At 54.0% G+C, this 12479-nt stretch carries 11 protein-coding genes, 1 tRNA gene and 1 pseudogene; 11 read left to right on the top strand and 2 right to left on the bottom strand.

From position 1 onward, the window contains the following. The first annotated feature begins 119 nt into the window (after positions 1–119). The 10 genes from HY30_RS14180 (at position 120) to HY30_RS14135 (ending at position 9497) form a co-directional block, all read left to right on the top strand. Positions 120–194: transfer RNA gene (locus HY30_RS14180), tRNA-Gly, on the top strand. A 125-nt stretch (positions 195–319) separates the two neighbouring features. Further along, on the top strand, positions 320–1717 hold the full coding sequence (locus HY30_RS14175; RefSeq protein WP_034742024.1) for an integrase: 1398 nt from the start codon (positions 320–322) through the stop codon (positions 1715–1717). 477 nt (positions 1718–2194) lie between these two features. Next, positions 2195–3196 (top strand): lipid A deacylase LpxR family protein, encoded by a 1002-nt coding sequence (locus HY30_RS14170; RefSeq protein WP_034742022.1) that lies wholly within the window; start codon positions 2195–2197, stop codon positions 3194–3196. 34 nt (positions 3197–3230) lie between these two features. Then, positions 3231–3971, top strand: a complete 741-nt coding sequence (locus HY30_RS14165) for a TetR/AcrR family transcriptional regulator (RefSeq protein ID WP_081812256.1) — start codon at positions 3231–3233, stop codon at positions 3969–3971. Beyond that, positions 3968–4729, top strand: coding sequence for an outer membrane lipoprotein-sorting protein (locus HY30_RS14160; protein ID WP_034742017.1), 762 nt, complete (start codon positions 3968–3970; stop codon positions 4727–4729). Before HY30_RS14165 ends, HY30_RS14160 begins: the two co-directional genes overlap by 4 nt. Continuing rightward, complete coding sequence (locus HY30_RS14155) at positions 4726–5940, top strand: ABC transporter permease (RefSeq protein WP_034742014.1); 1215 nt, start codon at positions 4726–4728, stop codon at positions 5938–5940. Before HY30_RS14160 ends, HY30_RS14155 begins: the two co-directional genes overlap by 4 nt. Then, positions 5940–7169: an ABC transporter permease gene (locus tag HY30_RS14150; protein WP_034742012.1), complete on the top strand. Its 1230-nt coding sequence runs from the start codon at positions 5940–5942 to the stop codon at positions 7167–7169. Before HY30_RS14155 ends, HY30_RS14150 begins: the two co-directional genes overlap by 1 nt. 9 nt (positions 7170–7178) lie before the next feature. After that, entirely contained in the window at positions 7179–7859 is a 681-nt protein-coding gene (locus tag HY30_RS14145; protein ID WP_034742009.1) for an ABC transporter ATP-binding protein, read from the top strand. After that, positions 7834–9054, top strand: a complete 1221-nt coding sequence (locus HY30_RS14140) for a hypothetical protein (protein WP_034742006.1) — start codon at positions 7834–7836, stop codon at positions 9052–9054. The genes HY30_RS14145 and HY30_RS14140 overlap by 26 nt, the downstream gene beginning before the upstream one ends. A 2-nt stretch (positions 9055–9056) precedes the next feature. Further along, positions 9057–9497, top strand: a complete 441-nt coding sequence (locus HY30_RS14135; protein ID WP_034742003.1) for a hypothetical protein — start codon at positions 9057–9059, stop codon at positions 9495–9497. Between the two features lie 76 nt (positions 9498–9573). Here HY30_RS14135 and HY30_RS14130 read toward each other — a convergent pair whose 3' ends face one another. Continuing rightward, positions 9574–10761 (bottom strand): FAD-binding domain, encoded by a 1188-nt coding sequence (locus tag HY30_RS14130; protein ID WP_034742000.1) that lies wholly within the window; start codon positions 10759–10761, stop codon positions 9574–9576. Between the two features lie 21 nt (positions 10762–10782). On the opposite strand from HY30_RS14130, the gene HY30_RS14125 reads away from it, so the two are divergent. Continuing rightward, complete coding sequence (locus HY30_RS14125) at positions 10783–11457, top strand: TetR/AcrR family transcriptional regulator (RefSeq protein WP_034741997.1); 675 nt, start codon at positions 10783–10785, stop codon at positions 11455–11457. A gap of 49 nt (positions 11458–11506) precedes the next feature. Here HY30_RS14125 and HY30_RS20690 read toward each other — a convergent pair. Then, positions 11507–11743 (bottom strand): annotated as a pseudogene (locus tag HY30_RS20690) (IS66 family transposase); the annotation flags it as partial. Between the last annotated feature and the right edge of the window lie 736 nt (positions 11744–12479).

The following is a 12479-nucleotide window of genomic DNA, read 5'->3' as shown; positions in this document are numbered from 1 at the left end:
AAGGCGGGAGAAGTCCACAAATTGTGCAGCGCTGGCCCAACTAACCGCTTGCAAAGGCCCGCATGATGCGCTTTATCACGCCTCTCGGCGGGGGTTCCTGCCGAGTACCAATTCAGGACGCGGGCGTAGCTCAGTGGTAGAGCACAACCTTGCCAAGGTTGGGGTCGAGAGTTCGAATCTCTTCGCCCGCTCCAAACATTCTCTCAAAAATATCAATTAAATCAGCGCAGTAAGGCATGAGCGCAAGCCCATCGCTTGACGTTTGCTCAATCTTTCCCTACAAATTTCCCTACTATTGTTCCTACAAAGCGATTGGGTTGTGGATCAGGATAACCGTCATCTCAAGCGCAAGCGGGCGTACTGGCACTATCAGCGCCGCGTGCCGAAGCGCTATGAGAGCATCGATGATCGTGGCGTCGTGGAGTGTTCGCTTCGCACGAAATCGATCGAGATCGCACGGTTGCGGCGCGACGCGATGGAAGAGTCCGACAACCTGTTCTGGGCGTCTCTCGTCGGGATGGATGGCGAGACGGAAACAGGCGAAGCGCAGGCCAGAAAGCGGCAAGTCGCCGAGAGACGCTACAAGGCCGCAACCGTCCGGGCGCTGGCGCGCGGCTTCGTCTATACACCCATCGATCAGCTCGCCGAGACGCCTGATCTCGGTGATATTCTCGACAGAATTAAAGTCATCAAAAGCGCCGATAAGGGTGCGCCAAGCCAGTCTGAAGAGGTGGAAGCTGAGGCGCTTCTGGGCACAGTTTCATCGCCGCCTGTAACGGTCAGCTCCGCGTTTGAACTCTATTGCGAAGAGATCGCCGCTGACGAATTGATTGGAAAGTCCGAGGCTCAGAAGGCGGCGTGGAAGAAGACCAAGAACCGTGGCGTCCAGTATTTCATCGACGTGGTCGGTGACAAATCCATGCGGGAAATCACGCGGCAGGATGCGCAGCAATACTACAATTGGTGGAAGGATCGCGTCGTCCCGAAGCCGGGAAAAAAGGCGCTCAGCACCAAAACCGCCAATCGCGATCTTGGCAATATGCGCAAACTCTACGGCGAACATTTCAAATATGTCGGGGAAGAAGACCGCCCCAATCCATTCAGAAATCTCTCATTCAAGGACAAAAAATCCGCCGACGTACCGCCCTTTGAAGACAAGTGGGTTCGCGAAAAAATCCTTGTTCCCGGCATCTTCAAGGGTCTTCGGGGTGATGCTGATTTGATCCTTTATGCGCTGATCGAAACCGGATGCCGGCCTGGTGAAATCGCCAACCTCTTCGCCGAAGACATCAATCTCGATGGCGATGCGCCATACATATCCATCCGCCCTAAGAAGGACCGGGAGATTAAAACAGCGTCGTCCATCCGGGAAATTCCGCTCGTTGGCGTGTCACTTGAAGCCATGCGGCGGGCTCCGAACGGCTTCCCGCACTACCGAGACAAACCTGATTTGCTGTCTGCAAATCTCATGACAGCGATGAAGTCGCGGAACCTGTTTCCGACCCCCGATCATAAGGTCTATTCGTTCCGGCATTCGTTTGAAAAACGCATGCAGGAAGCGGAACTCGACTACGGTTTCCGCTGCATGATTATGGGCCACCGCAATTCACGCCCAGCCTATGGCGACGGCGGCTCTATGGCGTATCGTAGGGATCAAATTCGTAAAATTGCACATCCCATGTCGGATAAATTGATCGAGTTTTTGCGCGCTCGGTGAAGTCGAACTGGTCCGCTGACCATATTCCATATGGCTACGCGTTGTCATTTTAGCACGGCAACTCAAGACACTATTTGCAACATTTCGCCCTCATTGATTGCCCAAGAGGCAACGCTCACGCAACCTCTTCCACCATTCATCGATATCGCGCGCCGCAATGCCTTCCTATTGCCGCGCATCATCATTCAACAATACATCCGCATGCGTAGCGTTGAAGGGGTGGGAGCAGTTGGGCGCATCAATTCAGTAAACCTCGCTCAAAGCATGTCTCTGCCGTCCCATCCTCTGCCTTTTTAGTTTTCCGCCTGCGCTATGCCCCATGATCGGCTCTGCCGTCTGCGCTGACCCGCTCGGACGCCCCCTTGACTTCTTCGGATTGTGGACTACTGGTTCACATATCGGTTCACGAGAGAGTGCTTACGAATTGGGGGCTTTTGATAGTCGAGCTGAACTGAACTCGGCTCCTGTATACGGTGTATGGAATTAACAAATCGAATTGCGCTAGGCGCACTGCTCGCTGCCGCTTTGATCACTCCATCAACTGCGGCCCACGCACAGAATCGTGGGCAACTGGATCGCGGTGTTTGGACGTTCATTTTAGAGAACGACCTTTTTTACGCTCAAGACAGAAACTATACGAACGGCATTCGCCTTGAGTACGCTAGACCGCCAGACAAGGCGCCGGCCTGGATGCCTCCCGCCTCTAAACTCTATGTATTGTTTTCTGATGAGGCAGAATTTCGCGAAACTTTTTCGCTGGGGCAAAACATGTATACCCCGCGGGATATCGACATATATCCCGCCCCCTCGGATCAGCGTCCCTATGCAGGCTGGCTTTATGGAGAGGTATCGCTGATCGGTGAAACTGAAGATCGGCAGGATTCATTATCGGTCAGCCTTGGGGTAGTCGGTCCAGCTTCACTCGCAGCTCCGACGCAAAAGTTTGTACACAAATTGATAGGAGCGCAGAAACCGTTAGGCTGGGAAAACCAATTGCGCAACGAACCGGCGCTGATGATCGCGTATCGGCGGAGTTGGCGGATTGTCCAAAAACCGGTCGGCCCATTTGAACTTGAAGTTATTTCCAGAGCAGGCGTTAACCTAGGCAATGTCTTCACCTATGGCGCGGTTGGCGGCGCTGTACGATTTGGCTTGAGGATACCCGAAAGCTTTGGCGCACCTCGAATTCAACCGAGCTTGCCAGGCCCCTCGTACTTCAAGGCGTCACAATTTGGCGTCTATGCTTTCGCCGGCATAGAAGGGCGAGCGGTTGCGCGAAATATTTTCCTCGATGGCAATAGTTTCCGTGACGGCCCATCCATCGAAAAGCGACACTTTGTTAGCGACGCCCAATTTGGCGTTACGTTTGTATGGCCGCGCGTCAGCTTAACGTTGACAGATGTTTTCCGGACAAACGAGTTCTATGGGCAAGAGGACAGTTCGCTTTTTGGAGCCGTTTCTCTGTCTGTCATTTTCTAGAGGCTAAACTTGCTTTGTACCGGGGGCTGGACTGATGGTCCATATTGCGGTACAAGCAACAAATAAATGGATGGATGTGCAAATGAGTCGCCCACGTTTTGAGAATCTTGATCCAGAGCGACAGCGCGTTTTGTTCGAAGTTGCATCAGAAGAATTTGCTGCAAACGGATTTGACGGAGCTTCGCTTAATCGCATCCTCGAAAAAACAGGGATGAGCAAAAGCTCGCTCTACTACTATTTTGACGATAAGGCGGATTTGTTCACTACACTGATCGAACGGTCCATTTCTGTCCTGATGAGGAGGGTTGGTGATTTTGATCCCGAGGCTCTCACGGCGGAGACATTTTGGGACGACTTTGAAGACCGCTACGAAAAGGCGGTCACTCTCGCACACGGCAATGGATGGCTAATTAAGTTCGGGGCCATCTTCTATAGCCTTCGATCTAATCCGAACACCGGTGCGCCAACCGGGCGGCTGTTTCAGGCTGTTCGTTACTGGGTTGGCGTCATCATCGAGCGGGGACAAAAGCTTGGCGTGATCAGGCAGGACATTCCCAACAGTTTGTTGATAGATTCGACCATGGGACTTTTTGAGTCTCTAGACCGGTGGGTCGTCACCCATTGGGATGATTTGTCAGACGATGAACGCAACGCATTGCCCGCGACGCATATCAGCCTCTTCCGTGACCTGCTTGAGAGTCGCGAAAGCAGTCGGCTCAACAAACGTTCCACATCAATCATATCGGTTTCCTCTGCGAAACGGAGGAGAGCATGAAAAAGCTTGCCTGTTTAATTCTATTCGGTGCTCTGTCGGCGTCGCCCGCCTTGGCGGACCCTGATCCTGCTGAAATCGTCCGCGACGCCATCGACAATTGGCGGGGGACGAGTTCCTACATTGAACAAACCATGATTGTTCATCGTCCCGAGTGGGAGCGCTCATCAGCCATGGTCAGCATCACGCGTGGAAACAAGGACGCTCTCGTTCGCTTCACAGCGCCGGCACGCGATGAAGGCAATGCAACGCTGAAGCTCGATCGCGATATGTGGGTATTCACACCACGCCTCAATCGAGTGATCAAGCTACCCGCCAGCATGATGGCCCAATCGTGGATGGGTAGTGACTTTTCATATGATGACCTATCGAAAACCGACGCGCTTTTAACTGACTACGAACTTTCTATTCAAACCACCGAAGAAGCGGATGGCCACGAGATCTACGTTATTGAAGCTGTGCCTCATGACGATGCGCCAGTGGTGTGGGGAAGAGAGGTGTTGCGAATTCGCGATGATAGCGTGTTTCTTGAGCGGGACTACTACGACCAAACAGATCAGCTCGTGAAGCGCATGATAGCGGATCGCATTGGCCCGCTGGATGGTCGCCCTTACCCTCAAGAAATGCGTATGGTGGATGTGGAAGAGGAGGATCACTGGACGCTTGTCGTTACGCAGTCCGGTAAATTTGACGTCGAGCCGCCGTCCTTTCTCTTCACACAGTCCAACCTGCGCAATCCGAGAGACTGGTCGCCTCGATGATGCTCACCTTAGCATGGCGAAACTTATGGCGACGTCGGCGGCGGACCCTGTTCAGTATCGTAGCAATAGCAATCACTGCTGCCGTGGTCGTTTTTTTGCCATCCTTACAGGCCGGCAGCTATTCCAGCATGGTGCGAACCTATATCGGATTTACCGATGGCTACGCGCAGGTGCAGCATAAGGACTATCTTTCAACGCCGGCGATGCGGGATTCCTTTCAAGTCACCGAGGCCCTCCGCACCGCGCTCAAGGACCTGCCGCCGGATGTCAGCGTCGGGCAACGCGGCGTCGCGTATGTGCTCCTTTCATCCGATACCCGTAGCATTGGGGCGCAGATCCTCGGCGTTGAGCCCGAAGCCGAACCGTCGATTTCGACAATCCCTTCCAACATCGTGCAGGGCGATTATCTCTCCAAGAACGATCAGGTCGTTCTCGGAGAAGTGTTGGCGCGTAATCTTCAGGTGGGCATTGGCGACAGTATAACACTCTTGGGCGTCGGTCATGACGCCTCTCTCGCTGCCGATGTGCTTACAGTCGCAGGCGTGTTCCGTACGGGAATCACTGACATCGACCGAACGCTTGCTGAGATTCCGCTCAAACGATTCGACGCGACCTTCGCCATGGATGGCGAGCGCCACTCCATTGTGCTGAACGGGGGCGATATGGCTGCGCTTCGACATGAGGTTCGCGGTCTTCGTCCCCTGGTTGAGGAAGAAGGGCTTGCCCTTCGCGATTGGACCGAGCTGCAACCAAGCCTCGACGCCGCGATCCGTCTCGATGCGACCAGCGCTGTCCTGATCTATGCAGTTCTGATCGTCGTAGTGGTCATCTCCTTGCTGAATACGCTGCTTATCTCCGTGCTGGAGCGCACGCGGGAGTTCGGCATGATGTTGGCGCTCGGAGTGAAGCCGGGTCTGCTTGGGCGTATTGTTTGGGTGGAAATCGGTCTTCTGTCTTTGCTCGGCGTTCTGGCCGGCATGCTTGGCGGCGTCATTCTAACGTTCTGGCTAGGGCGGCAGGGAATTGAATTCGAATCCGCGCAAGCCGTCTTCGAGCAATATGGCATGTCCGGTACGCTGTATCCGGAATTGACGTCTCTCACTCTGTTCGCGGGGCCCGCCGTTATCGTTCTTGCGCTGTTGCTCGCGGGAACCTATCCGGCGTTCAGAATCCAGGGCCTGCGGATTATTGAAGCCATGAGGGCGGCGTGATGGGCGGATTGAAAATCATGGCGCCGATCGCCTGGCGCAATCTGTGGCGCCGCAAATCGCGTACTTTGCTCACCATCACAGCAATCGCCATGGCGGTGGCATCCCTGATCATACTTGGCGCCTTCATGCGCGCCTGGGGCGGCAGCGCCTTTGATCGAACCGTCGAAGCGCTGACCGCTCACGGACAGATTCATGCGGAAGGATTTTTAGATGACCCCACGGTCGAACACGCGATGCCGCAGCCGGCGGGAGTGCTTCTGGATGTGCTCTCAGGACAAAGCGTTGCTGCTTGGACGCCAAGAATCGTCGCGCTTGCCTTGATCCGGTCCGAACGGGAGAGTGCGCCGATTATGATTTACGGCATCGACCCTAAACGCGAGTCGGCGGTTTCATTTTTGAAGCCAAACGCCATCGACGGTGCGCCTCTTACCAGCGCCACGTCGAAAGGTCTGATCATGGGCAGATCCCTCGCTGATCGGCTACAGGTCGAACGAGGGCGCCGTGTCGTGATTTCCGCCCAAGACGAAAATGGCGACATCGCCGAAATTGGCGTCCGTGTCACAGGGTTTTACAAGGGCCAGCCGGATCTTCAAAAATACGCCGTCTTTGTCTCGCTTAAGGAAGCGCAGGCACTCCTCGGCCTCGAAGGTGAGGTTTCCGAAATCGCCTTCCTGGCGCCGCAAAGAGACGGCATCAATGTCGCCATCGAGGATTTGAAACAGGCTGCACCTGATCTCGATATCCGCCGCTGGGACGAGCTTCAACCGTTCGCCAAGGCGATGATCGATCTGGCCGAGGGCGCGAATCTCATCTGGATATTCGTCTCCTTCGTCCTTGTAGCTTTCGGTCTCGTCAATACACTGATGATGGCAGTTTACGAGCGGATGCGAGAGTTTGGATTGCTGCAAGCGCTTGGGATGAAGCCCGTACTGCTGCTTGTCCAAATACTCGTGGAATCCGTTTACCTTGTTGTATTCGGTGCTTTGGCTGGAGCGATCGCCGGTGCCGTAACGGTAAACGCCTTTTCCGGCGGACTAGATTTCGGACATCTCGGTATCGGGGCGGAAATGTTCGGTGTCTCTCAAGTTCTTTATCCGAAAGTGAGCGCGGCCGAGATCACCGTTGCCTGCTCCATTGTTATCGGGCTTTCCATTTTAGCCAGCCTTTATCCTGCATTGCAGGCGTCCCGGCGTGTGCCAGTCGACGTGCTGACTCGTGCGCAAACCTGAGGAGCGACCATGACCGCCGTCATCGAATGCAAGGACGTCAAAAGAACCTATGTCAGCGGTAAGATCGAGGTCCAAGCGCTGCAGGGCGTCAGTCTCAATGTCAGCGCTGGAGAGTTCGTCAGTCTCTCCGGGCCTTCAGGTTGCGGAAAAACTACTCTTCTAAACATTATCGGCGGGCTTGATCGACCTAATGGAGGAGACGTTCGCGTTGAGGACCAATGGCTGAACGAATTATCAAATTCTCAGCTTGCTGATCTTCGGATGAATCGCATTGGGTTTGTTTTTCAAGCTTACAATCTCATACCAGTTCTTTCAGCCGCAGAGAATGTTGGATTTATCATGCAATTACAGGGCAAGTCGACTGGGGAACGACGGCGCCGCGCCAAACAGGTTCTGGACTCTGTCGGTCTCTCTGGCATGGAGAATAGACGACCAGCCGAGCTGTCAGGCGGCCAGCAGCAGCGCGTAGCCGTCGCGCGAGCTATTGCATCAAGCCCCGCAATTGTGCTGGCGGATGAGCCAACTGCAAATCTCGACAGCAAAGCCTCGGACGCTCTCCTTCAACTCTTGCGTCAGCTTAATGAAGAGGAAGGGGTAACGATCGTGATCGCGAGCCATGACCCCAAAGCGCTCGAATACGCTCGCCGGCATGTGAGGCTTGTTGATGGCCAGATTCATTCTGACGCTTAGCCTTCTTTCGGCCGTCAGCATGCCGGCTTTTGCCGAGCCTGATCTGGGGGCCGAAATCAAGCTTCAACAACAAGTGTTGATTACTCGCAATGGCGATCAGCTCGAACACATCGCCGACGATACGCTCGGAATTTCGGGTGCCAACGTTCGTTTAAAGGCGTCAGATGTCTCCGGCCCATGGTCTTATGACGTCAACTACCTCATGGAGGCGGCATACAGCAGCCGGTTTGAAGAGCTTAACTCATTGACGCCGCCACAACGAGCGGAGAGTCCCATCGATCTTGAAGACAGTTTCGTCGAAGGCCCTGACGGACTGGTCGCGCATCGGCTCGATCGTTTCTGGATCGCGCATTCGACCCCGAAGACGGTCGTTCGCATTGGACGCCAAGCCTTAAGTTGGGGCCATGGCCAAGTCTTTCAGCCGCTCGATCTGTTCAATCCCTTCGCGCCCGATGCGCAGGATACGAGCTACAAACCCGGTGCCGATATGGTCTACGGACAATATCTCTTCGACACCGGTGCGGACATTCAAGCGATCATTGTACCGCGAAAGCGCTCCGGTGGCGGACTTTCCTCTGAAGAAAGTTCCTTCGCTGTTAAGGGCTTCTGGATGACAGGGAGCGTGGAGCTGGAAGTCGTCGCAGCGAGCGACTATGGCGACGGCATCCTCGCCATCGGGGGTGCGAGCCCCTTAGGCGATGCAGTCTGGAAGTTCGACGTCGTCTCCACCTTCAAGGATGGAAGCGACGCTTCTGTCTCAGCCGTAACTTCGCTTCAAAACAGCTGGGATTGGGGTGGGCGCCCGGTGACGGGCTTTGTCGAGTATTACCGGAACGGATTTGGCGTCGCCGATCGGCGAGCTTCTACAGAGTTGCCGGAAGATCTGACTAATCGTGTTGCTCGCGGCCAGCTATTCAATACAGGACGGGACTATCTTGCAGTCGGCGCAAGCATCGACTGGACACCTCTTCTCACTCTCACTCCGACGATGATTGTCAATTTAAATGACGCCAGCACGCTTGCGATCATCGACGCCAGTTACAACCTTTCAGACAATGTCAGCTTGATAGCCGGCGCGCAGCTTCCACTGGGGCATCGTCGAACGGAATTTGGCGGTCGTGCCGTTTCGCCTAGCAGTTCCACATACGATAAACGTCCCCACACACTATTCTTCCGTATAGAGAGATATTTTTAAAAATGGGGTTAAACGACAACAAGATGGGAGGTGTAACTCCCACAATTCGACAGTCTGTCCGGATTTCTGATTGCGGACTGATTTTCTTGAGTGGAAACAACAAATCAGTAGAACTGAAGGAGGCGACAGCAACGCTCGATGAACTTGCCCCAACTCCAGTTTTGGATTTTACCGATGACCAACTGCTTCCTTGGGAAGAAGACATACTGAAACAGTTTGTAGCGGAGCAGTCTGTCCACCAAGCTGTGGTCATCGGTGATATGCTGGAACCGCGATACGTTCTCCTTTCACTTCATCTTCTGGAGGCGGGCTTTCATGTTTTCTGTATCGATACGGAATTACAGCAAGAGAGCCCCGAGCGTTTCACTAACCTTCAAAGGCTCACTCAGGCTGGGGTAACGCCTCTAACGTTACAGCAGTTCCACGTCGAAGTTTTAATCTGAGCCCCAAGCCAAGGCCAAAGACTCCGAGATAGAATGAGCGGCGGAAAGGCTCGGCTCACAATTTATCGCAGAAATTTCATTCAAAACCATAGTCTGGCAACTCAAAATCATCTTTCACCGTATTACCCATGAGGAGGTCTGCAATGGGAGGCACGATCATGAAGTGCGTGGCGAGATTTCGCAGCCAGATGCCAAATTCGGTTTTAGGCGTGAAGGAAGATGCAAAGTCTCGCGCCGATTGCTGCTTCTCTTCCAGAAACTCGCGCAGGCGTGCCTCGTAAGCTTTTCCAGCCTCCAACACATCCCCACCGTTACTGTGCAATTCACCAGCCAACACATAGCTTTCCGTCATTGCCAAGCCGGTCCCTTCGCCGGCCAGCAATGAAGCGCACGCAGCCGCATCGCCAACCAGGGCAACACGACCTTTGCTCCAGGATGGCACTTCGATCTGACTGACCCGATCAAAATAGATGTCCCCAGCGGCATCTAGCCGCTTCAAGATTTGCGGGACTTCCCATTCGCTTTCGGCGTAGATCTCGTGCAATACAGATATTCGTGATGTGTTGCTTTCCGGCTCTTTCCCCCCAGGCAATTGGTCTGCCGAAAACACAAATAAGATCAGGCTTCTGTTGCCACGCAGGGCATATCGCGAAACACTTCGCCCTGGCTCGGCATAATTAAGATATACATTCTCATCTCTATGAGGGTAATTATCACATTCGAACGCAGCAACATAATATCCAAGTTTGCGCTCATAAGGACCAGCGCCCCATACCAGTCGCCGGACATTGGAATGCAAGCCGTCGGCACCGACTAGCATATCGAAAGTTTGAGACTGGCCGTTTGAAAATTCTGCGCTTACAGCCTCGTCTGTTTGCTCAATCGCCGTGATGGTCTGGCCGAAACGCGTATCTACCCTATCTGCTACCGTTTCAAACACAATCCGGGCAAGATCTCCTCGCGCCAGACTGGTATATCTGTTGCGTGTCATTCGGCGAAATACATCCGTGGAGAACCCGCCGCGGGTTCGGCCACCATCATTCACCATTCGTATGGATTCCACGTCATATCCTACGTCGTGAATGGTCTCGCGAATGCCCATCTTTTCGGCAACATCGTAGCCCACGCCCCAAAAATCGATGACATACCCGCCTGTCCGCAATTTTGGCGCTTCTTCAATAATCGTTACTTCATGCCCATCTTTTAGCAGCCAATACGCAAGGGTGGGGCCAGCAACTCCAGCGCCGCTAATGCAGATTTTCATAGAATACTCCTTGTGGACCACATGGTCCGCACCGTTGGTTCTAACCTTCCAGTCCGTTACAATCAAGCCATGAGCCGCCCCAGATTCGAAAATCTCGACCCATCGAAACAGCGCCTCCTGATGGATGCAGCTGCCGCAGAATTTGGGACTAGGGGATTTGAAGGCGCTTCACTGAACCGCATTCTTGAAGTGGCGGGCATCAGCAAGAGTTCGCTATATTACTACTTTGATGACAAGGCCGACCTATTCCGCACTCTTTTAGAGAAGTCCCTTCTAAAAATGCAGGACGAGATTGGACCGTTCGACCCACTGGACTTAGACCGATCTTCCTTCTGGCCTGAATGCGAGCGCTTTTATGGCAAGTGCGTGGACATGCTCGGAAGGGATGAATGGTTCGTGCGACTTGGACGAATGTTTTACCAGTTCCAGAACAGCCAAAGCCTTGCAGAGAGTGCGGAAGAAATGTTTTCCATCGCCCGACAATGGGCAAAAGTATTACTTGAGCACGGCCAAGCACTCGGCCAGGTGCGCACAGATCTGCCAATTGATTTGCTTGTTACCTGTACACTAGGTCTTGCCCAGGCCCTGGATGAGTGGGTCTTTTTGAACTGGGAAAAAATCGAAGGCAAAGACCGCAAGGAAATGACGTCGTCTCATATCGGCATGTTCCGTAGACTTCTTTATCCAGAAAACTGAATTCGTTTCTTTTGCTTCGCACCCATCCGGTGATGTCGCCCCGCTCAGAGTCGGCGAACAAATAGTTCTTCCGGCCGACAGGAATACAACGCATGTTGAGTTCGGCGTCATTGTTATCAAGTTCCAGTTCGCCGTGTTCCAAATTGACCTTCAGCTTGGTCAGCAGGATAAGTGCAAAGCTGATCGCCTTACCAAGAGCATGCTTGGTAGAGACCTGCAAAACTTGGTTGCGCAGCCAGTCTTCAAAGTCGTCTAGCGTTAGTTTTGATTGTTCCTGGCACACCATCTGTTTCTCGATGGCGAAAAAGCTCAGAAATCTTTTCTGACAGCTTCTTCGGCCATAACCGAGCCCGAGCCTTTGACGAGATCAACAGATTTGCGCCGGATAGGCACCTACAGGCAACCTCCATGATATCCGGAGTCTCATACAGAGGATTGAAGCTGACATAGCCATCAGCATGGATATAGCCGGCTAGAAACGATGAGGATCCATAATGAGAATCAACATGAACATGTGAAATTACCATCCTGGTTGATTTTGTTGGGACCGGATCGGGGCGCCTCCGGCTGCGCCGGACCGCGCTCGCGTGAATGGAGCCGCCCAAGCGGGCGTCTCCACCCTTCGGGCTTTGATCGCTGGCGCATCTTGATCGTTTCAAACAGCGGACGGGTCGCGGAACGCGCCCCGGCTTTTTTGGTGTTTCCCCTGAAGACGGGGGTGGGCGGTCGGCGCGTATGGCGCCGGGCGGTCCCGGCCGCAAGGGCCTTGGATTTTAGTCCGTCTAGGTCGCTTTTCTCCTCCTACCAAAACCCTTGCGCCCGCGCCCTCATGCCCGGCGCCTGACGGCCTCTCACCGCCCACCCCCGCCTTCCGGGGAAATGTGTGACAGGGCGGAGAAGGAGGCTGATGCCATGACCACACCTGCGAACACCGCACCCCTTGAAACGCCTGCCGGGCGAAGCTGCGAAACACCCCAGCGGGATGATTGCCGCATCTATGTGGCCTTCTCTAATCGGACATG

Source organism: Hyphomonas chukchiensis, from assembly GCF_000682695.1.
In the GTDB taxonomy this organism is placed as follows: Bacteria; Pseudomonadota; Alphaproteobacteria; order Caulobacterales; family Hyphomonadaceae; genus Hyphomonas; species Hyphomonas chukchiensis.
This window is presented reverse-complemented; position numbering and strand designations above follow the sequence as displayed.